This is a genomic window from Mucilaginibacter gynuensis (genome assembly GCF_039541195.1).
Lineage (GTDB): Bacteria > Bacteroidota > Bacteroidia > Sphingobacteriales > Sphingobacteriaceae > Mucilaginibacter > Mucilaginibacter gynuensis.
The window spans coordinates 362,734-389,549 of the sequence record NZ_BAABFT010000003.1; the positions used below are offsets into that span (position 1 = coordinate 362,734).

Annotated in this window: 18 protein-coding genes; 16 read left to right on the forward strand and 2 right to left on the reverse strand. The window is 43.1% G+C overall.

Annotated elements, in window-relative coordinates; translation table 11 throughout:
* Window positions 1-80: 80 nt before the first annotated feature.
* Together ABD894_RS07845 and ABD894_RS07850 are read right to left on the reverse strand one after the other, a co-directional pair.
* The gene (locus ABD894_RS07845) at window positions 81-1,067 is read right to left on the reverse strand and encodes a FecR family protein (RefSeq protein ID WP_345210453.1); all 987 of its coding nucleotides are present in this window, start codon (window positions 1,065-1,067) and stop codon (window positions 81-83) included.
* Between the two features lie 59 nt (window positions 1,068-1,126).
* Window positions 1,127-1,708, reverse strand: coding sequence for an RNA polymerase sigma factor (locus ABD894_RS07850; protein ID WP_345210454.1), 582 nt, complete (start codon window positions 1,706-1,708; stop codon window positions 1,127-1,129).
* A 198-nt stretch (window positions 1,709-1,906) separates the two neighbouring features.
* Between ABD894_RS07850 and ABD894_RS07855 the strand changes: the two genes are divergently transcribed.
* The 16 genes from ABD894_RS07855 to ABD894_RS07930 all read left to right on the forward strand — a co-directional run bounded on the left by ABD894_RS07855 (window position 1,907) and on the right by ABD894_RS07930 (window position 26,802).
* Window positions 1,907-3,265, forward strand: coding sequence for a S41 family peptidase (locus ABD894_RS07855; protein WP_345210455.1), 1,359 nt, complete (start codon window positions 1,907-1,909; stop codon window positions 3,263-3,265).
* A 115-nt stretch (window positions 3,266-3,380) separates the two neighbouring features.
* On the forward strand, window positions 3,381-3,965 hold the full coding sequence (locus tag ABD894_RS07860) for an RNA polymerase sigma factor (RefSeq protein ID WP_345210456.1): 585 nt from the start codon (window positions 3,381-3,383) through the stop codon (window positions 3,963-3,965).
* A 169-nt stretch (window positions 3,966-4,134) separates the two neighbouring features.
* On the forward strand, window positions 4,135-5,151 hold the full coding sequence (locus tag ABD894_RS07865; RefSeq protein ID WP_345210457.1) for a FecR family protein: 1,017 nt from the start codon (window positions 4,135-4,137) through the stop codon (window positions 5,149-5,151).
* A gap of 234 nt (window positions 5,152-5,385) precedes the next feature.
* Window positions 5,386-8,496, forward strand: a complete 3,111-nt coding sequence (locus ABD894_RS07870; protein ID WP_345210458.1) for a TonB-dependent receptor — start codon at window positions 5,386-5,388, stop codon at window positions 8,494-8,496.
* Between the two features lie 59 nt (window positions 8,497-8,555).
* Window positions 8,556-9,989 carry a hypothetical protein gene (locus tag ABD894_RS07875; protein ID WP_345210459.1) on the forward strand — a complete coding sequence of 478 codons (1,434 nt, stop codon included), beginning with the start codon at window positions 8,556-8,558 and terminating at the stop codon, window positions 9,987-9,989.
* A 121-nt stretch (window positions 9,990-10,110) separates the two neighbouring features.
* Window positions 10,111-10,833, forward strand: a complete 723-nt coding sequence (locus ABD894_RS07880) for a hypothetical protein (RefSeq protein ID WP_345210460.1) — start codon at window positions 10,111-10,113, stop codon at window positions 10,831-10,833.
* Between the two features lie 358 nt (window positions 10,834-11,191).
* Window positions 11,192-11,674: a hypothetical protein gene (locus ABD894_RS07885; RefSeq protein WP_345210461.1), complete on the forward strand. Its 483-nt coding sequence runs from the start codon at window positions 11,192-11,194 to the stop codon at window positions 11,672-11,674.
* A gap of 78 nt (window positions 11,675-11,752) precedes the next feature.
* Entirely contained in the window at window positions 11,753-13,045 is a 1,293-nt protein-coding gene (locus ABD894_RS07890) for a serine hydrolase domain-containing protein (RefSeq protein ID WP_345210462.1), read from the forward strand.
* Between the two features lie 343 nt (window positions 13,046-13,388).
* A complete protein-coding gene (locus tag ABD894_RS07895) occupies window positions 13,389-15,785 on the forward strand; it encodes an ABC transporter permease (protein ID WP_345210463.1) in 2,397 nt (798 codons plus the stop codon).
* Window positions 15,786-16,030: 245 nt separating this feature from the next.
* On the forward strand, window positions 16,031-16,624 hold the full coding sequence (locus ABD894_RS07900) for an RNA polymerase sigma-70 factor (protein ID WP_345210464.1): 594 nt from the start codon (window positions 16,031-16,033) through the stop codon (window positions 16,622-16,624).
* A gap of 158 nt (window positions 16,625-16,782) precedes the next feature.
* On the forward strand, window positions 16,783-17,802 hold the full coding sequence (locus ABD894_RS07905) for a FecR family protein (RefSeq protein ID WP_345210465.1): 1,020 nt from the start codon (window positions 16,783-16,785) through the stop codon (window positions 17,800-17,802).
* Between the two features lie 249 nt (window positions 17,803-18,051).
* Window positions 18,052-21,480, forward strand: coding sequence for a carboxypeptidase-like regulatory domain-containing protein (locus ABD894_RS07910; protein ID WP_345210466.1), 3,429 nt, complete (start codon window positions 18,052-18,054; stop codon window positions 21,478-21,480).
* A gap of 2 nt (window positions 21,481-21,482) precedes the next feature.
* Complete coding sequence (locus tag ABD894_RS07915; protein WP_345210467.1) at window positions 21,483-23,207, forward strand: DUF4397 domain-containing protein; 1,725 nt, start codon at window positions 21,483-21,485, stop codon at window positions 23,205-23,207.
* An 8-nt stretch (window positions 23,208-23,215) separates the two neighbouring features.
* A complete protein-coding gene (locus tag ABD894_RS07920) occupies window positions 23,216-24,421 on the forward strand; it encodes a hypothetical protein (RefSeq protein WP_345210468.1) in 1,206 nt (401 codons plus the stop codon).
* 22 nt (window positions 24,422-24,443) lie between these two features.
* Window positions 24,444-25,520, forward strand: coding sequence for a fasciclin domain-containing protein (locus tag ABD894_RS07925; protein ID WP_345210469.1), 1,077 nt, complete (start codon window positions 24,444-24,446; stop codon window positions 25,518-25,520).
* Between the two features lie 4 nt (window positions 25,521-25,524).
* Complete coding sequence (locus ABD894_RS07930) at window positions 25,525-26,802, forward strand: fasciclin domain-containing protein (RefSeq protein ID WP_345210470.1); 1,278 nt, start codon at window positions 25,525-25,527, stop codon at window positions 26,800-26,802.
* The last annotated feature ends 14 nt before the right edge of the window (window positions 26,803-26,816 follow it).

The window sequence follows — 26,816 nt, forward strand, 5'->3', positions numbered from 1 at the left end:
ATGATTGCCTGTGCTGCTTCAGCACGGCATATAACGGGGAATGTTTCAGCATTTCCCGTTATTTAAATTTTCGGGTTAGTTTATTTGCATGCTGTAGTATTGATAATTAATTGTTTGGGTTGATTAAACTTATAGGAGATGCCAGACACGCTGCCTAACAGCTTGAGCGTTTTAACGAGCGTTTCATCACTAATGCGAAATGTGTAGCGGCAATCCGGACTGATTTTTCCGGTTACGCCAATACTGATATTGAACTTCCTTTCCAGTTTCCTGGCAATCGCCGGTATTGATTCGTTATCAAAGTAAAGCACACCTGTTCGCCATGCACTTACATGCTGGGCATCGGCTGCTATTGTTTTTGCGTTATGCGTTGTTTTATTGTAGATCAGCTGCTTGCCCGGCGTAACACCCGGCGATAGGTTAGCCTGATTGCTCTGCCCCGCATCCTGATCTACCCTTACCTTACCTTCGGCTACGGTTACGGTTAGGTCATTTTCGTTTTTGTAAGCCTGTACGTTAAATGCAGTACCCAACACACGGGTTTTAACTATGCCCGTACTTACAATAAACGGGCGGGTACGGTCTTTAGTCACCTGAAAGTAGGCTTCGCCTGAAAGCGAAACTTCCCTGGTGTTTTGCCCGAAATTGGACCTCACAACGAGCGATGAACCCGAGTTCAGGGTTACTACAGAACTATCAGGCAATGTAATTACCTTGAACTGCCCGTTAGCCGCCCGGTATTCCATCATTTGCTCATTAGGTATGTGAGCGGCGCGATAGATCAATATGGAAACGGAAATTACCAGGGTTAATAAAGCGGCAACCCTTAAGTACACCGGCAAACGGAACACTTTACTTTTACCTGATCGGTCTGCACGAATTTGCCCAAGCAGTGCATTCTTTACTTTTTTCACCGAATGCTTTTCCTGCAATGTCCCGGGCAGCGGCGATTGCTCAAAAGATTGGTACCAGCTTTCAACACGCTCCCTTTCTTCGGGAGTGCAATTGCCTGCCAGGTACTTTTTCAGCAGCGCCCTTTCTTGTTCGTTATTAGATGATGTTTCCATTCACCTATATAATTAAAGAAAGAGCCTACCGGTACCGTTAAATAATTATAACTAATTCGTTAATTTAAAAACACAAAGAATGGCAGGAGCTGAATGATGCGTTTGGCGGTCAGTTTTCCGCGTAAATGCTGTAGCGCCAGCGTGATGTTATTTTTTACCGTTTGTTCTGAAACGCTTAGCATAGCGGCAATCTCCCTGATAGAGATGTGCTCTTTGCGGCTTAAAAGGAAAACCTGCCGCATGGTTGAAGGCATCTTTTGCACTTCTATTTCCATTAGCCCTTCCAATTCGCGGGCAATCAAAAAATCTTCTGCCGGGTATTCAAACGGTTCCGGTTCAGCTTGTAAAAGTTGGTGGCGTTCAATTTCTTTGGCCGATTTGGCATACAGCGCGAAAACGCTTTTTTTTGCCGCCCCCATCAGGTAAGGCAAGATACTGTCATGAACAATAATGGTTTGCCGGTTTTTCCAGAATGAGATAAAAATATTCTGCAAAATCTCTTCCGATTCTGTTTCGGAGCCGGTACGCTGATAAATATGCCTGAATAAAATTTGCTTGTGGCGGTCAAACAAGATAGAAAATGCACGTTCGTTATCCTGGCGGACCAACGTTACCAATTCTTCGTCTGATAGCTTTTTCATAAACCTTAACTGGCACAAATGTATTGTTTCAATGTAAAGGTGATGTTACGCTACTTTTGCATTTTGTAGATGAAAGCAGTAAGGTACCCGTATTTATAACACCATAAGTTAATTTAAGCGAAGTGTTTATTGTTAATGAATTTTTAACAATAAAGCAATTTGTTATTCTATAATTTTACATTCATAAACCTATTGGCCATGTTATCACGCCCTAACTTTCGTTTATGTTTTTTGTGGAGCGTGATATTGCTTTCTTTTTTAACCGGTTGCCATAAAAACGATCCCGGTCCTGATTATCCCGATGGTTCTGATCAGAGTATCAACAAGTGGGTGCTGGATAGTATGCGGGTATATTACTACTGGAACAACCTGCTGCCCGGGCAACCCGATATTAATTTAGAACCCCTGCGTTTTTTTTCGTCAATAAAAAATCCTGCCGACAGGTTTTCGCTGCTGGTCAATCCCGATATACCGCTAAGTTATAACCCCACATTGAGTTCAACTTTCGGTATTGATATGGTTACCTACAATAACGGCACAACACGGTCACAGATCAGCCTGGTTGTACCGGGTTCGGAAGCCGAGCAATTGGGTTTAAAACGGGGTGACGAGATTGTTGCTGTTAATGCGATAACACTTGATGAAAGTAATATTGGCGGTATTATTGAAAACAGTATCAGGCAAGGTAATATCAGTATACAAATTAGAGGGAACTCCGTGCCTTTTGAAATTACAGGCTCAATTGTAAGTGATAAACCGGTTTATACTTACAAGGTTATTAAATCGGGTGCTAAAAATATAGCCTATTTATTTTTTAATGCCTTTCAGGAGCGGGCTATACCTGAGTTGCAGCAAGCCTTCGATTATTTTAAAAACCAACAGGCAAATGAATTGATTCTCGATATGCGTTATAATGCGGGGGGCGATGTTGCCGTATGCGCTTTTCTTGCAGCGGCGATAGGGCCGGACATAACTGCTGATGCTATTTTTGCCGAATACAGGGGTAATGCGGCAGCTGGAACACGCAGATACAGTTTTGATAAAGAAATAAGCAGATTGTCACCTGTTTCGGGTGGCCAGTTTAGCCAGGCCAGCGCCTTACGGCTTAATATTAGCCGGGTGTTCATCCTCACCGGGAGGCATACCATATCGGCAGCGGAGTTGTTAGCCAACAATTTAACGCCATATATTACCACGGTTAGGGTTGGTGAGCAAACGTTCGGGAAAGATATGGCATCCTTTGAAATAAAAGACTACCGCGAACCGGTTAAAATACCAAAGTGGAGCATCCATCCGCTGGTGTTTAAATTATACAATGCAAATAGCAGAGGCGATTACGCGAACGGCTTATTGCCCGATATTGCTGCAAGCGAATTAAATAATTTGCCGCTTCTTCCCTTTGGAGATGAAAGCGATCCGCTCATAAATGCCGCTATAGCCCGCATTAAAGGTTTGAGTAAAACAAAAGCGCTTACTGCAGATATACCTGTTAAAGTACTGTACGATTCCCGCAACAAAACAGATGAAGTTTCGGCCCCTGTACAGGTACAGCATTAATTAATAATTTAAAGTAAAACGGATAGTATCAATACTTAATATTGGTATAACCTGCTGTTAATTTTAGTTTCCTCCCTTTATCGTTATCTAAACCATAAAGAAAAACTACCTGACCATGATTGCGCACCAAGTTATACAGGATTTAAAGGACGGCAGAACGGATGCTTTTGATCGTATTTATGATTATTATGCTGAAGATATGTGGGCGCTATGTTATAAATACACCCGCTCGCGCGAAATTACCGAAGAATTGGTTAACGATATTTTTCTGCGCATTTGGAACAGGCGGAGTTATATTGACCCGGAACAAGGAATAAAAAACTACTTATATGCTACGGCCAGAAGCATCCTGCACAATTGGTTTCAGTCGGTTGCGCGCAGTAAACGCATGCAAAAAGCATTTGAGCAGGAATTTTTGAGCGGGCTGCAAGAGGCTCGTGATAGCGGTGTAGATGCCGGTATAGATGTTAAAACGTTAAGAACCATGCTAAATGCCCTGCCACCTAAAAGAAGGGCTATTTTTGAACAATGTAAAATGGAAGGGATGAGTTATGCCGAACTGGCCACTTATTTTTCCATTACCCGTAACGCGGTAAAAGACCATATGGTAAAAGCGAATAAGGTAATTGCGCATTTAAATAAATCGGGAGAGTTTTTTAGCCTGCCTTTATTTGTGTTGTACCTGCTATACCTGGGCTAAAATTTTATCAATTCTTCCCTGTTCGCTTATCATCGCCTCGTAATTCGGGCAGTGATTTCCTTCATTAATACAATCAGTAAAATTTATTTTTTTTAGAGCTACCCTACATTGCTGCTTATACTGTATTAGTAGTATAAGTGCAGTATATGGGTATTACCCAAAAGGAATAATGAATTACTCGGAAAGAAAAGAATTATTAAAAGGTTTTAGAAACAGGCAGCTATCGGCAGCCCAACAGGAGATTTTTTACAAATTGGTAAAGGAGGGCGCGTATAAAAATGATTTCGCCCGCATGTTGGAAGAAATTGAGAATGGTTTGAGCTACGAACCACAGGTAAATGTTGATCAGCATTCTCTCTTAAATATCAAATCGAAATTAATACTGCAAATAGCAGAAAATAGCAAGCGTAAGCGGTCACTAATAAGAAACATAGCGGTTGCGGCAAGCATACTATTAGTGCTGGGTGCCGGCTGGGGATTTTATACCTACCAGCAATACAGCCAAACACAGCATTTTATTACGGTTAATGTGCCACAGGGTAAAATGTACGAGCTGAAGCTGGAAGATGGCACTGTAATAAAGCTGCTGTCAGGATCTTCATTAAAATACCCCGAAAAATTTGAAAAACATCAAAGGCGTGTACACCTGATGCAGGGGAAAGCTTTTTTTGAGGTTGCTCATGATAGTAAACGCCCTTTCACTGTTAAATCCGGCGAATTATCTACTACCGCTTTGGGTACTTCTTTTACGGTACAATACAATAAAAATTACCAATGGGAAAAAGTTAACCTATATACCGGTAAGGTAGTTATTGAGCACGACCCTAATGGAGATCACCGCACATCGGGCCCAACATTTTTAACACCGGGCCAGGCTTACGAAATTAAAGGAAGAGAGGAGCGCAACAGCAGCGTAACCAAATTTGAAACTGCTACAAACCCAATGGCTAACGGGGCACTATTATTTGCATCAACGCCATTTGAAGAAGCTATTTATCAGATATCCTCATACTACCAGGTGCGTATCCGCTTTAATGCTGCCGAACTGAAGAAACATAAAGTGAACGGCGAATTTCAAAATCAGTCGGCACAGGAAGTACTTCATACCTTAACTCAAATGTATCATTTAAACCTTGTCAGAAACAACGATTCAACCTATGCCATCATAAATAAAACAGCAAATTAACCCGGAAGCCTTGTCAAATAAAAAGGTACCGTGGTAGTAACACGGTACCTTAAATAGCCAGGAAGTATTCCCCGAACTAAACTAATAAATACGCCTAATCAAAAAAACGTATAAATATTCTGTAATTCTATGTATTTAAACCTAAACTACAAAAAAAGAGCCAATTTTTCCCAATGTTTTATTAAAAGAGCACATTTTTTTAGTGTAATTGTATGCTTTTTATTTACTACCCCTTTGTTTGCCCAGGCTTACGCTACCATTACCGACCCTATAAGTGTTAGTTACAGCAAAGTTAAGGCAACCACATTAATAAAGGCTATAGATCAGCAAACCGCTTATCAGTTCTTTTTTGATGACGAACTGAATACCATCGAACTCGAAAATATAAATTTCAAGAAAGCCCCGATGGGGAAATTACTGGAAGAGTTATCGCGTTCGGGGTTGAAATTTACCCGCATCAATAAAAATATTACAGTAGCATATAGCAAACCCGAACCCAAAAAGAAGGCCGCGCCGGGCAGACTGTCCGGCAAGATCATTGACGAAAAGGGAGAATCTTTACCCGGCGCCAGTGTTAAAGTGATAGAAACCGGGCTGGCCATGCAAAGCAGTGTTGACGGAACTTACCAGTTTAGTCTTGCTCCCGGCACTTATACCCTCGAAGTTAGTTATGTGTCGTTTCAAACCAAAAGGATAGCGGATATCGTTGTAAAAGATAACCAGCTAACCAAGTTAGATGTGGTGCTGAATGTATCTACAAGCGCTTTAAGCGAGGTAGTTATACAATCTTCGTATCGTAAAGAGTCTATCAATGGCCTGTATGCGCAGCAAAAAAATGGCGCCTCCATGACCAATGGTATCTCGGCCGAGCAAATTGCCCGCACCCCCGATAATAATATAGGCGCGGTGCTTAAAAGGGTAAGCGGTGTTAACACCATCGATAATAAATATGTGGTAGTGCGCGGTATGACCGAGCGCTACAACCAGGCCATGATTGATGGCATTATTGTACCCAGCACTGATATGAACCGCCGCAACTTTTCGTTTGACGTGATCCCTGCCGAACTGGTAAGCAACGTTGTGGTTAACAAAACCGCTACGCCTGATGTATCATCAGAGTTTTCGGGCGGGCAGGTTACGGTGAATACCCTGGCTATACCCGAGCAAAATTTTATATCATTTACTTTGGGTACCGGGTATAACAGCCGCACAACCGGTAAAGATTTTTTGGTAGCCGGAGGCCGCGGTAAATATGATTACTGGGGTTTTGATGATGGCCGCCGTAAAGAGCCGGTAGGTTTAAAAGGCTGGGTTTTCGGCGATAAGGGTGATGATCCTCGCCAGTATGTTCCGGAAGCTATAGAGCAGGGTAAACAACTTAAGGCGCAATCGTTCGCGGTAGCTAAGTCAACAGCTTTGCCCAACCAAAACTACCGTTTATCAGTAGGCCGGTTGTATAACCTGCAACAGGATTTGAAATTGGGTTTCGTAGCAGGGTTAACCTATCGTAATACCCAGGAGAATAACCCATTTGAAACAGTACGAAACCTAAGCGGGGGCGGAAACTATATTGATAGCGCGGAGCTGCGTGGTACGGGCAATGCCTACAAATTTAACACCACACTTGGCGGCTTGCTGAATTTTGGATTGCAGGGCGAAAAGTTCAAAATAGTATCAAGAAACCTATATACCAGGATGCTGAACGACGAGCTTTACGAAACCTACAATTATTCGGAAGATGCCGGGGCGAAACAGCGGGACTTATTTCAGGATCCGGTATTTACCGATATTTTGCAGAATAAGCTGGAAGGTGAACATACCATAGGCAAAAGTGGCCTGTTATTAAACTGGAGTACAGCCATAACAAACATTAACCAGGATCATAAAGACTTACGGAACTTCAGTTATTCAAAAGTTAAAGCACCGGGTACCTATTATCAATCGCCCAATGTGGATGCAAGTAACACTATACCTTCACCTTATGAGTATGATTACCGCCTTTGGACAGATGTAAGCGAACACGATTATAACTGGATGCTGAATTTAAGCCAGCCATTTAATTTTTTGAAAGATAAAAGCCTGGTGAAAGTTGGTTACACCGGCTGGTATAAAAAACGGGCGCAAAGTAACGTACTGGCCAGAACCTACAGGCAGGCGGGCGGTACAAGCGACTTTAACGACTTTTACGAAAATATAATGACCCCTGAAAAAATGGGGTATGGTCTTAACCAGGCTTATTACTTTGTTGATGCCGAAAATGGCGGCGATCAGTACAGTGGAGCCTCAAAATACCACGCGGTTTTTCTGATGCTCGATCAGCGTTTCTTTAAAAAGCTGCGTGTTGTGTACGGCGTTCGTGCAGAGAATTTCAATTTAAGGAACAGCCAGCTCGCGGCCATACGCTACAACGAAACGCATCCTAATAACCTGAAACCTATATTGAACGGCGAAAAAAACTGGAGCTTTTTGCCATCAATTAACGCTACTTACAGTTTAACACCGCAAATGAACGTTCGTGCCGCTTACAGCACAACAATGGTACGGCCTGATTTTAGGGAGACAGCCGCGTTTGCCTTTCCCGATCCTTTGTTGCAGGGCTCGGTATCCGGCGGTAATATTGTAAGCACAAAGATCCGCAATTATGATATTCGTTATGAGTGGTACCCAACAGCGGGCGAAATTATTTCCGTTTCCGGGTTCTATAAAGAATTTGACCGCCCGGTTGAGTTGGTTAGGCAGCAAATAGCGGCTTTTTATATTTTTAAAAATCAAAAATCGGCCAGAAATACCGGGTTTGAAGTAGAGTTTCGTAAATCATTAAACTTTTTAGCCGACTATAAATGGCTTAGCAACTTTAGCCTTTTTGGTAATGCTACCTTCATGAAATCGGAAGTTACGGGTGTAACCACAAATGCCGCGGGCGAAGAGATTGAATACAAGGTAAAAAGGGCATTATACGGCCAGGCCCCTTACATTATTAACGGCGGTATTAGCTACTACAGCGACTTTGGCGGCTTTAACTTAGTATATAACCGAACCGGTTACCGTACCAACTATGCCAATGCCGACCCTACAACCACCGAATTTGAAAACGACAGACATATTCTTGATTTGCAGTTAAGTGCAAAGTTATTGAAACGCAAAGCGGAGATCAGGCTAAACATCAGTAACCTGCTCGACAATGAATCGATGTTTTACAGGATTAACCGCTACAAGCAAGACGCGGATAAACTGGAAGTAGTATTATCTGAAGGCAGTAACAAATACGAAAAAGGGACAGACTTTGAACGATACCGAATTAAATATGGCAGAACAGCCAGCCTAACATTTACTTATAATTTTTAAATACAATGCAATAACACCATCAATAGCCTATCTGTAAAAACTAATAAATAATCAAAAAAATGAAAAACATCAAATTTCTAAGTGGTCTTGCGGTAGTAGTAGCTGCTGGCCTTAGCCTAACCGGCTGTAAAAAAGATTTAGGTAACAACTTTGATCGCAGTGCAAACGCGGGTATTTTGGCAGTTCGCCACATCCCTACAACTTCTTGCGGTCAGTTAATTGATAATGTGGACGGTAACGCAACCGATCATATCATCACCCTTACCTCAACTGATACCTGGTTGCTTGATAGTATCACTTATGTACAACCAGGCTATACCTTGAGGATTCCTGCCGGTACCCGCATCATATCTGGTGATGCAAGAACTTACTCTGCTACTGATCCTATAACAGGTACAACAACTACTAAATCAATCAAAGGCGTTTTAGTTGTTACAAAAGGTGGTAAATTAGAATCAAACGGTACTGCTGCAAATCCTGTAGTTTTCACATCTGCAAACGCGGCTGGTTCTCGTAAAGCCGGTGATTTTGGTGGTATTATTTTATTAGGAAGAGCCCGTACTAACTGGCCTGATTCAACAGCTACCAGAATAGAAGGTTTACCTACACCTGGTTGTGGTTTATCATTAACTTACGGTCGTCAAGATGCTACTAAAGATAATGATAACTCAGGTAGCATTACTTACACACGTATTGAGTATCCGGGTTTGAAATTGTTTAACGACAATGAAATCAACGGTTTAACTTTAGGTGGTGTTGGTTCTGGTACTACTTTGGATCATATCCAGGTATCATATTCTGCTGATGATTCATTCGAATTCTTCGGTGGTAAGGTTAACGCTACTTACCTTGTAGCTGCCGGTGGCGATGATGACGATTTCGATTTTGACAATGGTTATACCGGTACTATCAATTTCGCGGTAGGCTTAAAAGCGGTAAACTCATCTCACAGCAAATCATCATCAAACCCTTTATTGTCTGATGCTAATGGTATTGAGTCTGATAACAACGCTGCCGGAACTTCAACTTCTTTACAAACACGCCCGGCATTGAATCACTTTACATTGTTGGGTTTCGCTAGCAGCACTACAAAAGCTGATACTTTGAAAAACAACGCTCGTTTAAGAAGAATAACCAGCTATAACATTCAAAACTCGCTTTTAGGTGGTTACCCAATAGGTATCGCTATTGAAAACAGCTCTTCAGGTACATTAACCAACAACCTATTGCATGCTTACACTGCCGGTGGTTCTGTTGTACCTAACAGCACTGTTACATCAGCAAATTCATACCTGCAATTAGGTAGCGGCACCAGTACTTCATTTTATGCCGGCCCAACAAGCGCGAACTATACTACCTATAGTTTCAATCCTGATGTGTTAATACCGAACGCGAGCTCACCGGCAGGTACTACTGTTGGTGCTATTCCTTCGGGCACTACAGCAGGCAGCACATGGTTAGCCGGTTGGACAGATTTTAACCCACAAAACTAATTAACCAATTATTTAACAGATAGGAAAGGATTGGCAGTGTTTCACTGCCAATCCTTGTTTAATTTAATTACTAATTATGAAAGCAAAAATGTACGCTATAATACCTTGTTTGTTGTTGCTCATGGCATCTTGTAAAAAAGAAGAATTTGAGCAAGCCCAACGTTTCGGAACAGTACTTATTAATAATCAATCAGGCCTTAATCAATTACAATTAGCTTATAATAATGAATTGTATATCAATCCGGGCTCGTCAAACAGTGTGAAGATACCCGCCGGTAAGGGACTTTTTTCGTTTATTGATCCATCTACCAAAAACAGTTTACTGGATACGTCTTTAACTATTGAAGAAAACTCTACACAAGAGTTAGTGCTTTTTAGGCAGAATGATGAAACCCCGCTTATACTTTTACAAAATACGCAAGCTAATGAGCCTGTACCCGAAGATGGTTACATCAAATTGAACCTGGCTAACTTAGCTAAAAACGCTTTGCCTAACCCCATAAAAATTATAGCCTATCAGATTGATGAAAACATTGGTGATGTGGTGCCTATAGATACGCTTGATAATGTTCAGAGCACTTTCGGCAATTATGTAAAAGTGAAACAAACGTATTTATATGGTTCACTACAGTCCGAATATTATCTTATAATAGTTGATGCTGCTACAAACACACCATTAAGTTCAATATATATAACATTTTTAGCATCAGATACGCAAGGTGTAAGCGGTAAGGTAATTACAGCTTTTATTGAAGAGAAGTTAAACGGAACTGATGGTGTACAGATCAAGGCTCCAAACGGAAAAACATACGGAGTACAAGTGAAAACATTGTTCTCAAATTAAACGTCACGTCATTAATAACTAATTATCAAATGTTTTATGCTGCAATAGTTAATGATAATTAGGATATAATATAAATATGAAAGCACAAATGCCCTGCTTCGCCCGCAGGGCATTTGTTGTTTTATAACTGGCCGAATATTGATTTTATAGCTATACGACGCTATAATTGAACTGTATACAGGCTAAATGATGCAACAAAATCGAAAGCATTTGCAACATATTCGAAAGTGTTTTTTTAGCGGGATATGTTTATTTGTAAGTAATTGTGCCGCTGTTACGAATAGGTAATAGTGCTTATGATCATGGTGGCAAAACTTTTCTACCTAATGTATATCCTATATTTTATCTAAACCTGTAAATGAAAAAACTACAAATCATACTCATATTAAGCAGCGTACTATTTACCGCATGCAATTTTAGTAAGGGTACCAAAAAAGACCTCCGCACCGGCTTATCATTCACCTATAATGGCTTTAGGGTAGATGATGTTTTATTGGTTGACCCTACGGGTAAACCAATGACCGATAATAAAGTACAACTAAATACCCGCGTGGCTGTAGTAGCCGTGGGCATAAGCAATTACGCGCTTAAAGATGGTAAGGCTTATCCCGGGATGATGTTATTGGTTACCGACAAAAAAGGAACACCTGTGCTTAATGCCGCCGACTTGTTCAATGGCGACCAGGGCCATCCGCCCACCGAAGCTACCGAACTACACGGAGATATCACCATAGGAAAACCAATGGTTGTGGGCGAAACCTACCACGTTAAGCTGCGCATTTGGGATAAGGTAAAAACCGATAACGAGATCAATATAGAAACAAACCTTGTGGTAGAATAAATAAACCAGGTCGGCACAGATGCTCAGTAACATAACAACTCAATTAACACTAACCAATAATATTTTATAACACTACCTATGAAAACAACTTTTTACTCCGGTGCTTACCGCTTTGCGGTGAACTCGTTAAAATTTACCCGGTTAATTGCCGTTATCGGCCTGCTGCTGTTTGCCGGTTGCAAAAAAGATTCGCCTTCAGAAACTAAAACGGATACCGGTAATGGTAATGGTACAGGAACGGGCACAGGCACCGGGACGGGAACTGGTACCGGAACCGGTACGGGGACAGGCACTACTACCGACACCCTCGCTGCCAGCAAAGTTGCGGTAGCCGCTTTAGATGACGAGGTTAATGCTTTTATGACTACCTACAATGTTCCCGGGGTATCGGTAGCCATTACTAAAGGCGAGAAGCTGGTTTATTTGAAAGCTTATGGCGTAAGCGATCAATCCAAGGCTACCAAAGCCATTATCAGCGACCGCTATCGTTTGGCGAGTCTTTCAAAACAGATCACCGCGGTTGCCATTATGAAACTGCTCGATCAGGGTAAGATAAAGCTCGACGACAAAGTATTTGGCGATGGCGCCTTATTGGGTAAAACCTACGGCACCAAAACTTACGGCGCTAATGTTACCAATATTACGGTTGACCAATTACTGCACCATACATCCGGAGGGTGGGGTAACTCCGTGAACGACCCTATGTTCAGTAACCCAACCATGACGGCCGCGCAGCTCATCACCTGGACTTTGGATAACCGCCCGCTCGACCAAGTACCGGGCACCAGTTACGATTACTCGAACTTTGGCTACTGTATTTTAGGCCGTGTGATAGAAAAAATCACCGGGCAAACTTATGAGGAAGCCGTAAAAACCTTAGTGCTGAAACCTATCGGCATTACAGATATGGTTATTGGCGGTAACACCCTGGCCGATAAAAAAACGAAAGAGGTTACTTATTACGGCCAGTCGGGCGAAAATCCTTATGCCTACAACATCAGCCGGATGGACGCGCACGGGGGATGGATAGCTACAGCTGCCGATCTGGCCAGGTTCCTGGTTTATATTGATGGCTTTTCGGTACGTACAGATATTATTACGGCATCATCGTTAAAAACAATGTATACAGGTTCTACGGCCAACGCCGCTTATGGCTGCGGTTGGGCTATAGCGAACAAAAACTATTTTCACACCGGAAGTTTGCCCGGTACTGCTACGGAGCAAGCCCGTTTAGATAACGGTTTTAACTTTGTTATCCTCACCAATACGCGCAGTTTCAAAGCCAATTTCGACCTTGCCTTAGACCAGATCTTCTGGAAGGCTTACGCTAAAAATCCTAACTGGGCCACGGAGGATTTGTTTCTTAAATAGTTAATTAATAAGCCGGGGTGAGCGCTCCGGCTTTTTTTTATTTCTGTTTATTCTTGAATTTCCTTCCGTATTTCCCATCCATTGTGCAAGTTATCGTTTGAGCAACGACTATAATGGTATAAGTAAATAACCGGGTTGTAAGACGAAACTATCGCGCAAAATATACTATGCTATTAAGCACGACTGTATCATAACCGCACACTCCGTGTTCGCAATCGCACGCTGAGATCTTACTGTTCGTTTTTTAAATTGTTGATTATTAGCTATTTTAAGATGAGGCATTTATTTGGCTCATGATATAATCGATTATTAATCGACCTTAAACAATTTTGCGATGCTAAGTATGCGGATTAAAACAATATGGCGCAGCTTATTAAAACATAAGCTTACAAGTTTTATAAACATTGGTGGGTTGGCTGTAAGTATGGCCGCGGTAGTGTTAATATTTATCTGGGTGCAAAACGAGCTCAGCTTTGATAAGAACATACCGGACAATGCCAATATTTACCGCATCAAAAATTATATTTCGGTTGATAAAACCACTACCTGGGTTTGGGAGCACGCGCCGTTTAACATGGGCGAGGCAATGAAAAATCAAATACCCGGGATTGAAACCGCAGGCCGTGTATTGCCGCTCAGTAATGTAAAAGTGTACCTCAATATAGACGGGCAATATTTTGACGAAACCCGCACCGCCTTTATTGACTCGGGTTGGCTCGACATGTATAAGTATGATTTTGTACGCGGCAGCGCCGGCGCGTTTAATAGTAACGTTTTCGGTATGATACTTACCGAAAGCAAAGCCAAAAAATACTTCGGTACTATTGAAGCCATTGGTAAAACCATTAAGATAGATACCAATATTTACGCGGTGCAGGGCATAATAAAAGATATCCCCGCAAATTCAAGCTTTAATTTTGATGTACTGCGCAGCATAGCAGGTCGTCAAACCGACGCCCACGAAAAAAAGAACGACCTCAGCTGGGGTAATTTCAGTTACCTTACTTTTTTTAAGGCACAACCGGGCACCAATGTTAAAAACGCGATGGCGAAGCTGCAAAAAATAGTAGCCAAAGCGCGTGATAATGACAATACGAAGATTTCCTATATCCCGCTTACCGATCTGCATTTTGAAAATGATCTGCAAAGCAGTTCATTAGTGCAGGGTGATAAAAAGGTGGTGACTATTTTCGGTATATTGGGATTGTTGGTGCTTATTATAGCCTGCATCAACTATGTTAATATTACTACCGCGCGGGCCAGCCTGCGGGCTAAAGAGGTAAGTGTACGCAAAATTGTGGGCGCAAGCCGTTGGTCGTTATTTATGCAATTTGTTACCGAAACAGCCTTTGTAAGCCTGCTGGCACTCATTTTTACGCTGATAATAGTGCAGCTTGCACTGCCTGCATTCAACAACTTTACCGAGAAGCACTTTACCCTTTCGTTAAACAATATATGGCTTTGGATAGTGCTGCTTGGTACTTTGTTCATCACTATTCTGCTGAACAGTATTTACCCGGCATTACTGCTGTCGTCATTTAAACCACTCAACTCGTTCAGGGGCATGAGTGTACTGCGTATGAACGATGCCTTGCTTCGCCGCGGATTGGTGGTGCTGCAATTTACGTTCTCGGTATTTTTGATAGTAGGCGTGATCACCATTTATAAGCAAATGGAGTTTATCCGTAACCAAAACCCGGGTTATAACCGCTCGCAGGTATTTTCATTTACCATGCCGTGGCAAATGTTCAGAAAAGTGAGCAGCGAACAACGTACCGGCGCCATGCAAAACGTGAAACAGCAAATTGCCGGTCAGAGTTTTGTGGAGAATGTCTCTCTTGTAAATGGTGCTTCGGTTCAAAATTTTGATAATCAGTCATCCGGTGGTTTCGATTGGGATGGCCGTCAGAAAGATTTTGATCCGCCTTTCGCTGTTTTCCAGGTTGATGCGGATTTTAATAAAATAGTGAAGCTTAAATTTGTTGAAGGGCGCTGGTTCCTGCCCAACAGTAAAGGTGATGGAAAGAATATCGTTTTAAATGAAGCAGCCGCGAAGGCCATCAATCTGCATAAACCCTACGTGGGGCAGCGTTTTGTTGCGCAGGGAGATACAGGTGTAGTGGTAGGCATAGTGAAAGATTTCGCTTACCGCAGCATGCACGAAAAGATCGGTCCGGCGGTATTTAAAATCAGCAGCGATTATATGCTTACCAGTCTGGTTAAAGTAGCCCCGGGAAAGAACGCGCAGGCCATCGCCGCCGCAGGCAAACTGTGGGATAGTTATAACACGGGCAGGCCGTTCAGCTACCAGTTTTTGGATGACGAATTTGACCGCATTTATAAGAATGATATTAAAGCATCGGGACTGATCTCGGCCTTTGCCATTATCGCTGTGATTATATCATGCCTGGGCTTGTTCGGCTTGGCCGCTTTTACAGCCGAGCAACGCGGAAAGGAGATAGGTATCCGCAAGGTGCTGGGTGCAAGCGTTTCGGGCATTGTATCGCTGTTATCGAAAGATTTTATCATACTCGTAGTGCTTGCACTGGTAGTTGCAACGCCGCTGGCCTGGTGGCTGATGAGCAAATGGCTGCAAAACTTTGCCTATCGTATTCACATGGAATGGTGGATGTTTGTTGCAGGTGGATTGCTTGCGCTCATCATCGCATTTGTTACGGTAAGCTTTCAGGCTTTCAAGGCAGCAATGATTAACCCGGTAAAAAGCTTGCGCAGCGAATAAGCGTTGCAGTAAATCAGTAACTACAGCTGTAAAGCCTAACCCGTTCCCGTCATAATACCGATAACAGGAAAAATTGGCCGGAGTGCATTGGAATACTGGTTTGTTATCCGGTTGTTTATGATCGAGCCTAAGCAATGTATAATGTCAGCATCTATGCGTTACTCACTAAACCTAATAAGTTAATGTTTTGATAACATTAGGAGTGGGGCCTGATATTTATTTTTGCCGGGAGCTTTTTTCTATGTATGCGTAAGGCAAGTCAGGATTTACCGGATAAGATATTAATGGAAATGCACCTTGAAGGTGATGCAAAGGCATTTGAAATATTATTCAAACGGTATTACGATTCGCTTTTACGATACGCGTTAAGGAATACCAAAGAATTGGAAACTGCCGAAGAGCTTACCATGGATGTAATGCTGCGGATCTGGCAAAAACAAACCACGGTTACCCTCGAAACAGATCTTCGCCCTTACCTGCAACGGGCAATTAAGAACGCCATCTTTAATTATCACCGTAAAAAAATACTGGATATCGTTACCATAGAAGAAGATAAGCTGGAAGCAATAACCAACGGAAATAACGCCGATGATAAAATAAGGCATACCGAACTTAAGATGCTGTATCAGCAAAAGTTGGGAGAACTAAGCCCCCAGCGCCAAAAAGTATTCAGAATGAGCCGGGAAGATAATATGAGCTATGCCCAAATAGCCAAGCAATTGGGCCTCTCAGTAAATACGGTCGAAAATTACATGGTTGCCTCATTGCAGTTCTTCCGCGAGCACATGAAAGAACATACCGATTATATTGCTGTGCTGGTCATTCTGTTATCTCTTTAATAAAACCCTCCTTTACAATTCCTGTCGTTTTGTAGCCTACATTAATTTGGTGGGCGGTTTTGCTGTGATTTTGCCCCCACTGAAAATATTTTCATATTTTTTTAATTGGATAGGTGGTAGCCTGTAAAAATGGTGTTTGTATAAGTAAGCACCCTAAAATGGATAACACCAACACAAAGAAAAACCTTATCAGAAAGTACATCAATAAACAATGTACACCGCAAGAGTTACAGGAAATTAAAAAACTGATGAACTCGCCCGGGATAGACATGCTGTTTGAAGAAGTACTGTCAGAAACCTGGACAGAACTCGAAGCGGAGCAAAATATTGATCAGCCTCATTTAAATACACAACTTAATAAGTTTTACAATAAACTGGGCAATGACACAGCCGGGGCTGCACAGCAGGAGGCCGTGGTGAAAAAATTAAACTGGCGCAAATATCTTTCATACGCGGCCGTGTGGACAGTAGTAATTATGGGCTTTGCCGGATATAGGTTGTTTCGCTCTAATAACCCTGCATCGTTACCAAGAGTAGCGATGCGCGAAATAGCCAATCCTTACGGAAAAAGATCGAAAATTATTTTGCCTGATAGCTCTGAGGTGTACCTGGGCGCGGGCAGTAAGCTAACCGTTCCGGAAAGTTTTACAGGCAACACACGTACCATATCCCTGCAAGGAGAAGCATTCTTCCAGGTAACCAAAAATCCTGCTAAGCCTTTCATTATCCGCACCGGTACCATACAAACCAGGGTGCTTGGTACATCCTTTAAAGTCGACGCGTTTGAGGGCCGTGCAATGGAAGTAGCGGTTGTTACCGGCAAGGTGCGTGTAGATCAGTTTGCCGGCGGAAAGCAGGTATCACTGGCCATACTTACACCCGGCCAAAAAATGACCTATGCAAACAAACAGGCTACGGTGAACGAAGTGCCCATTAATGATGTAAGCGCGTGGCAGGATGGCAAGCTTGTATTTAAAAATCAAAAAATGAGCGAGATAACCGAGGTTTTGGAGCGCTGGTTTAATGTAAAGTTTCAGTATAAGAACGCTGCCAAGGCTGATGAAAGAATCAGTATTACCCTACAGGGTAATGCACCGCTTAATAAGATCATGAAGGTGCTTAGTGCAACCGGGCACTTCAAATTCTCTATCGACGCGAAAACCGTCATCATTAAATAAACAGCAAAAGAAAATAAATGAAAGGATGAGTATGTAAATAAGCGCTACCCATAAACAACATTCCCCGCCAAAGGCAGGGAACGCATTTTACGAATAAACCGTGTGAATTTCCACGTCCTCGCGGTTTAAACAAAGCCATATCCTTTGCAGGGTATGGAATTAACAGATTATCGCCTTAAAGGCGAATAACCCGTAATGTTCAAAAATATGCAAAAAGGATTAAAACGATATCCTTCAATACAATTTATTATGAGATGCTCCTTTATTGTTGTTATAGCCCAGCTCGTTTTTATGAGTATGCTTTTGGCTAATAACGTAAAGAGCCAGGATCTCAGCAAAAAAATTGATCTTAACTTAAAAAATGTTTCTATAGCCCAGGGCTTATCAGCCATCAGCGGCCAAAGTGATATCATGTTCTCGTTAAGGGAAGAAGCCCTTAAAGGCAATACAAAAAAAGTAACTCTTGTTGCCAGCGCCATTAGTATAAAAGATGCCATTGGCGAACTGCTGGCCCATACCAATTTAGAGTATAAAATAGTAGAAGGTTATGTAGTGATTGATAGTAAGCCGGTACTCATAGCCATTACTGGTATTGTTACCGATGAAAAAAGTAAGGAAACCCTTATAGGGGTTAGTGTTCGTGTAAAAGACGGCAACGCCGCAGGCATGACCGACGCGAACGGTCGTTTCCGCATTTCGATACCCGAAGAGGGGGCCATACTGGTTTTCTCCTATATTGGTTATCAAACCAAAGAAGTTAAGGTAAGCGGCAGCGCCAAAGAGATCAATGTTAGCCTTAAAGCATCGTCAACACAATTGGGCGAAGTGAGCGTACAGGCCAGGCGACAAACCAACACAGAAATATCAGTACTTAACGAGCGGAAAAAGGCAGCCATAGTACAGGATGCTATTTCGGCCGTTCAAATAGAACGTACCGCGAGTATCACCACTACACAAGCCCTGCAAAGGGTAGCGGGTGTTACCGTAACCGACGATAAGTTTGTGGCCATTCGCGGTTTGGGCGACAGGAGTGTGGTGGGCCAGTTAAACGGCGTACGTCTCGCATCTTCAGATCCCGACAGGAGTTCGATACCGTTTGACCTGGTACCGGCATCCCTTTTGGATAATATCACTATTTATAAAACAGTAACGCCGGATAAACCCGCTGACGCGGCCGCCGGTATTGTTGAGCTGAAAACCAAATCGGTACCTGATAGCATGATATTTAACATCATCGTACAATCGGGCCTTAACTCAAATATTGGTATAGGCGGGCAGTACAATAGTTTTTATAATAGTGATATGGGCCTTTGGGGCAGCAAGATCAACAAAAAGAACCTATCGCCCGATTTTTTAAACCTGGCAACCCAATATAAAGGCGGGCTTAATCAAATACAAAACCTGATAGCTAACAGCGGCTACAGCCCGGCTGTAAAGCAGGAGGTAGGGCGCATAAATAACATTATGCAATCCTTTGATCCGGTTATGACTACGAGGTATCAGCAAGCCCCTTTAAATCAGCTGTATTCGGCAACGTTTGGTAATAGTTATACGGCTTTTAACAAGCATAAGATAGGCCTCATTATTGGTGGTAATTATTACCGCCGCATAACTGATATTTCCGGTGGCGATATTCAGCAGTACAGTATTTATCAGGGTGTGGTTACCGGTAATCCGCAGGTTAGCAGTCCGCGTAACATACCTAATTATATTACGCCCAATAATTTATATATGGGCAGGTACCAGCGGTACAAAGAAAATACCGGTACCGAAACGCTCAATTACGGCTTGCTTACCGGTTTAACGTATCGTTTTGATGCGCGCAACGAAATAAGCATGCAATATCTTGGCAGCTGGGGCGGCGAAACGCAGGCCACCAATATGTATGGCAACTATGAGTACAGCGGCTTGCCCGGCGAGGTAAAGAGTACTATTTACTCGTTAAAGCAAAGCTACCGCAAGCTGAATACGTTTAACTTACAGGGCGAGCATAAATTGCTGAAATCGGAGTATTCGCCACGGTTAAGCTATAACGTAGCCTCATCAAAATCGAGTCAGAACGACCCTGATTACCGCTTTGTTACCCTGGCAGATTATATGCCGAGAACCGGTGCAAACTATGAGCAGCCTTCTACAGGCCCAATTAATACCAATCCCGGCCAAGCATATACTCCGCATTTATACGCGCTTTCTTCGGGTTATGTAAACGGATTTGGTGCTTACGGCATCATCCAGGCCGAACCTAATGGCCGCAGGTACAGGTATCTTGATGAAACCAACTATAACTACAAGGCCGATTTAGCTATACCATTTAAGTTGCTGGGACAAAAGCAGGAGTTTAAAACCGGGGTGAATTATCTTAACCGCGACCGTGTTTTTACCGAGAATGTTTTGTTCCTGCCGGGTTCTAACTTTTCATCCAACAAATCATTACCTCTATATACCGTTTCCGGTAATCTGGACAGGTTAGTTGGTCCCGAGATAATTGGCATACATCCTATGGCTCCCGGTGCGGGCGAAGGTACAAGTCCGGTTGGCGGGTTTTTATACAACAGCCAAAAATCGCCTAATAACTATACCGGTTTCTTTGAAACTAAGGCAGGTTATGCCATGCTCGATCTGAAACTGACAGAAGATCTGCGATTAGCAGGTGGTGTACGTTTCGAGTCGACTAACATCCAGTCGGCGGTGGATACATCGGGTGTGTTTCTCGACCCGGCTTTAACCGCTCCGGGTACAAACATTCCATTAACGTTAACCAACCCTAATTCGGTTTATAAAGTTGGTTACAAGCCTTATTATTCATTAAACGCTACCTATACCTTAAAAAGTGATATGAACTTCAGGGCGGGGTATAACAACACCCTGGCAAGGCCCGAGTTGAGGGAAATTACCAATGTGTTTGAGTTTGATGCCTTTCAAATGGGCCTGGTAGTAGGTAACCCAAACCTTATAAATCAATCAACCCAAAACCTCGATTTCAGATGGGAGTGGTTCCCAAGCAGCGGTGAGGTACTGGCAGTATCATTATTTGGTAAGCGGATAGAAAACCAGCTGTATAAAGTATTCAGCCTTAAAACAAGCGGACTTGCGGCAACCTACCCGGAATATCCAACCATCAGGTTTGAAAACGACCCTAATATTGGTAAGGTATGGGGTATTGAGCTTGAGGTGGTAAAAAACCTGGGTAAAGTATGGCGCCCGCTAAATAACTTCTTTATAGGTTCTAACCTGATGCTGGCGCAAAGCGATATCAAAAAATCGCCCGAAAGGCTTGAGGCCAACAGATCGTTAGACAGGCATACGCCAAATAACAGTCCGCTGTTTGAACAGGCGCCTTACTCTATTAACGGCTGGCTTAATTACGATAATAAAAAGTCGGGCACAAGCCTTACCGGTACGTTCAACATGGTAGGCGAGCGTCTCATCCAGATCAATCTTACCGGTGAACCCGACCTGTACACACGCCCTGTACCTATGCTCGATTTTGTTTTTAGCCAGCGTATAACACGCCGCATAATTTTTAAAGGTTATGCTAAAAATATCCTTAACCCGGCAATACAAACGGTGTATGCCAACCCGGGTACAGGTGGCAAATGGTATGGTAACCAATACCTTAACCGCAGCTATAAACGCGGCGGCGAGTATATGATGGGCTTTACCTATAATTTATACTAATAATGAAAAATATAAATAGATATACACTGCAGCTACCTGTGTTTATAGCCCTGCTTGTGCTGATGGTATTAAGCGCCTGCAAAAAAAACAAGCAGGATTTTGAGTACGATAACCGTGTTACCACTGATGCCCGCAAAAGTTCATCGTTGCGTGTTGTAAACATAGGCGGTTACGGGCAGGTAATTATGGATGGCGATACGCTTACCAGCTTCAAGTTCGCTGCACCTACTGATCCTGCTAACCCGGTGTTTCCGGGTACCAAATACTTTCCGGAGAATGGGAGCCTTGGTACAACCTGGAGTATTCCTCAGTCGCTGTTAAAGGGGGGCAAAGCAAACCTTAAAACAGTATTAGGCGGTTATAATATACCTTCACAGGTATTGAGTATCGATCTTCAGGAAACACTACAGGCTACTGATTTCTACCTGCAAATGAGTGATAACCTTGTAGGCGAACCTGTTCCTAAATATCTGAAGCTACCGAGGGATGTTTCTGCTCCGTCTGATCCTACCAAGTTTAAGATCCGGATACTTAATCTTTCGGCGTTGGTAACCCGTAACCCCGATATGGAGAATTTGATTGGCCCGCTAAGCCTGACCTGGGCCGATGGTACACCTATCAGCAATAAAACCAACAATATAGCTCCGGGGCAATATTCAGACTACATAGAGCTGCCATACACCACCGCGCAATTAAAAGTGTTAACATCAGCGGGTATCCAGGTACCGGGGATAGGTTCAGGTCCGTTTTTTCCTGCAACATCAACATTAACCTCGGGACGCGGCTGGCCGCCCGAAGATTCGCGCTTAACCTTTTCGGCATTTAAAAGTTTTGCACCCGGTGGTATTTATACCATTGTTGTGTCACCATATTATTTTACCGTTCCGTATTTGATCGGTAATCCCGGCGAAGCCTTTAAAGATTACCAAAATGCCAGCCGCATTATTAATGACATCAGCGAGCCGCTTAATGTAACTTATGCCAGGGTACAGGCCGTTAACACACTACCGGGCGTAAATGATGTTAAGATCACCATGAACGGGCAGGCTTTAGGTAATGCGTTAACCTATACCAGCCATACCGATTATCAAAACTATGTAATTGGCAATTACACCATTGAAGCTAAAAACGCGGCAGGTAACCTGCTGGCTACCGCGCAGGTACAGCTTGACCCTAACACGAATTTTACCCTGTGGCTGCACCCTGATGCTAACGGAAAAGCGACCATTAGCCCCGTGGCTAATGATTTGAGCGGAGTTATACCGGGTATTGATGCCGGTGATGATGCTACTTACGTTCGTAATAAGCTTAATTACCCTTTCAGCATCAGGTTTTTAAACCTTTGCCCGGATGTGCCTTATCTTACTTTCACAAAAGATAACGGGCAATCCTTTTTGCACAACTATAACCGCAACCCTGCTGCTGTAAATAATTTAAGGCCGGGTATTTTCCCTATTGAAGCGCCGTACATCCAACTCGATTATGATGATATGGCTTACAAAATAATGGCCTTCCGCTCGCAACCGGGAGTGGTGCCGGGTACATGGGCTAATGATATCCCCTTGCTAACCGGTAAGGATTTGATTGCCAGGCCCGAATTATATGTACGAGGCGGCTTGCCCAATCATGAACCGGGTATTTACACCATAGCGCTGGTAGGCAGCACAAAGGCATCGGCACCGGCCGGTGAAAAAGCCAAAATGATTATTCTGAAACATACCAAATAAATATCATCATGATAAGATCAGGAATGAACAACATGATATTTTGCGCTGCCGTACTGTTGCTTTTTGCAACCGGCTGTGCTAAAGTAAAATACGCAAAAATAGACGACCCTGCTTACTTAAGGGTGTTTAACAACCTCAACTATAAAATAGGGGTTGATAATAAAGATGAAATGCTGCCCTTTTTAACCATGCTGATAGATCCGCAGGTTGACGAAAGCGGTATGCCCATAAGCGCGGCCATCAAAGGCGACTTTTTGGATCAGCGCGATCCGTATGCCCCGCCATATCCTTCGCACATAGGCAGTGGTGTATCGGTTAACAACCCCGAGTATCCCGGCCGCGAAAACGTATTGGTTGGCCCTGTACTGAACGGGTATGACCTGAGCAGCTGGGCGCAGATCCCATCGGGTAAGCACCGCATCATGTTTATGTTCAGGCCCAAAAACACGGTTCCGTTTTTCAACCTGGAGGCCAAATTAAAAAGGAATGTACTTATTGATACCACCATTACGCTGGATATTAAAGAAGTATATACCCTGCACGTGTTGCAAAAAGATTATAACACCAAAAGGAACGGTATTTACCTGCGTAAAGAGAATTTTCAAAAACTCCCGCTGTCCGACTCCATGATCTATGTTAACTTTTACAACATGAGCGCCAAAGGCTACTGGCAGGCCGATAATGAAATTAAAGGCGGCAACGTATACGGCAAGGGTGCTTTAGGTAATGGCATTAAAGATGATATGAACATTTTTGCCACCCTGTATAAAGATGCCGCTCTCAATACCCTGCCCACTAAATTACCGGGTTATAGCGGTAAATATCTTGGCAGAATGGTGCGCAATTCAGACGTGCTGGAGGTTACTCCTTACTACAGTTTCCCGTTGTTTGCCGATGCAAAGGCAGGCGGCATACATACCGATATGTGGCAGCGGTTTGATTTTGTAGCACAGGGTATGGATATCGCCGCTATTCCGTATGGGCAAACCGATCTTAATACCGATGCTAACTGGGCGCCTGTACTATGTTTTATGGCCGGTAAAACAGGGCGGAACGATCAGCAAAACGCTGTTTTTGTGCCTAATATGATCGTTAACATTCACTCGGGTACTTACAATCCGCGCTCTTTCGCTACGGTGAACACTATAGAAGTTGTAAATGGTAATGTTTACCTCACCACTATACAAAGAAAGTACGCGCCGCCGGTTTACTAAATCATCTTAAATAAAATAGCTGATGAAAAAGATAACATCATACCATAAAATATTTTATTTGCTGCCATGGATATTGTTACTGGTGTTAAGCGCCTGTAAACACGATGACCTGCAAATTTTTAAAGCCAATGACAATTTCAGGCCCGGGTTTGATTTTGTTAAAAACAATTATGACCTGAGCATTTTTGCCGCCGCTATTGAAAAAAGCGGGCTGGCGGAGCAATTGAATACAGCAGGCCCTTTCACCATACTTGCCCCGGCTAATGCCGCATTCAACGTAATGGGTATCAACAGCCCTGCCGACCTGGACAAAATGAACCCCGATACGCTGAAATTTTTGGTACAACGCCATATTTTGAACGAGCGTTTGCAAATACAGGATATCCCGCGTAATTCGGCCGATGTACGGTACCGCACGCTGGCCAGCACGCAGGTATATACTTCTACAGCATTTAACGGCAGCCAAACTGATACTTATTTCGACGGATCGTATGTAAGGCGCCAGGATGTAACCATTGCCAATGGCACGCTCCACGTTTTGGACAGGGTGATGAAAGCCGATGCCAACACCACCGTACAAGACTGGCTGGCTAAACGCCCCGAATACAGCACATTGGTTGCCGGGTTAAAAAAATTCGGGTTTTGGGATGAACTGGCAACCGAGGGGCCATATACAGTTTTAGCGCCAAAAAACGAGGTATTTGAAGCGGCCGGTTTAACGCCCGCGGTTATCAACAGTTTAGATACCTCACGATACATAGGCGCCCGTTTGTTCGGCTGTTATGTAATGCCAAAGAAACACTTGTTTGTATCTGATCTGGTAGTGTTTTCCATAATCAACGGCGACTACTTTTATTATTACGCCATACCTAACGATACCTATATAATGACCATCACTGCCGGGAGGATTAATAATACCGCCGGTGATTATTCCCTCGGTTATGGTGTATCGGTGCGTTCAAAGAAAAACTACCCCTATGATATTATCTCCAATGTTACGGGTAATAACCAAAAAGGGCTGAATAATTTGGTTGATAATGGGTTGGTTCAGGATCTGGGCGGAATTATGATCATGCCTGATCAGGCTATAAAAAGATAATAAGATGAGCTATAAAACTGAAAAAATGAATATAAAGATACTTGCCCTGTGCCTGCTGGTGTTGATACTGGCATCGTGCACAAAAAAAGAATTTCAGCCTGAAGTGGAGGGAGCACCTATACCGGCCGAGGATATTGAGAGTATTAAGTTTACTGTAAAGCAAGTGCTTGAAGCATCGCCATATACACTTTTTAAAGCTGCCTGGAAACGCAGTGATATGGACAGCATTATCAACAAGAGAGGGGTAGATGCGCCCTTAACCTTACTGGTGCCTACCGATGCGGCGTTTTTGGCAGACGGCCTTACGCTGGAAGTGATCAATAACACTACCCCCGCCATGCTGGATAGTTTGCTGCTTTATCATACCTTAAGTCAGGCAACAACTCCGCATACTTTAAGCAGCCGCGATGATAATACCTCGGTGTTTACCTTACTTGAGAACCCGTATTTAAAAGCAAGGCCCTTTGAAAATGTATATACGCCCGACAGATACTTTTACAAGCAATATATGAAGGTGAAAGGCAACGAACTGTTTTTAAATGGAAAAAAGAGCGGAAGCGCTGCTATTACCCAGGCTAAAAACGGCGTGTTGTGGCCGGTAGACCACGTGTTGCATAAACCAACAAAATCTATAATGCAGGTTTTGCAAGAGGACAGTCGTTTTAGCATGTACCTTGAAATTATGACCAAAACAGATATGCTTTGGGACGAAGCCATGATGGGGGTTTATCAAAGACCCAGCTATTTTCAGGATGGGTTGATAGTAACTGATAACCCATATTCTATTTCTTATGCTATTAGTTTCACTTCCGTTTTTGTGCCAACCAATGAGGCTTTCCGCGCGGCAGGTTTTAATAGCGTTGATGATTTGATGGCACTGAATAACCGCAATCCATTACCCTATTTTGACTGGGATACCTTTGAAGCAGTAGGCACCGGTTATGCTACCGATACCTTGTTAACCATGCACCGCTGGGGCAGGCTGTTTAAACAGCAGGATGCCTTTGGTTATGGGAAGGATAATCCTGATGCATTTTATTCTAATGATCTGAACAACACTTTGCTGGCAAACTACGCGCTTAGCTCTTCAGGGTATACAGGTACCATCCCTATACTTTATGTGCCGCTTGATTTTGGTGCCGATGGTGGTGGCAGGGTAACTGTAAAGGTAAAAGGATCAGAAAAAGAGGCCGCCACGGTTATAGAAGCTGACATTAATACGCTGATGGGGCCGGTTCATGTGGTAAACCGCCTGATGCCGCCAAAAGGGTTCAAGTATTAAATTAATCGTAACCT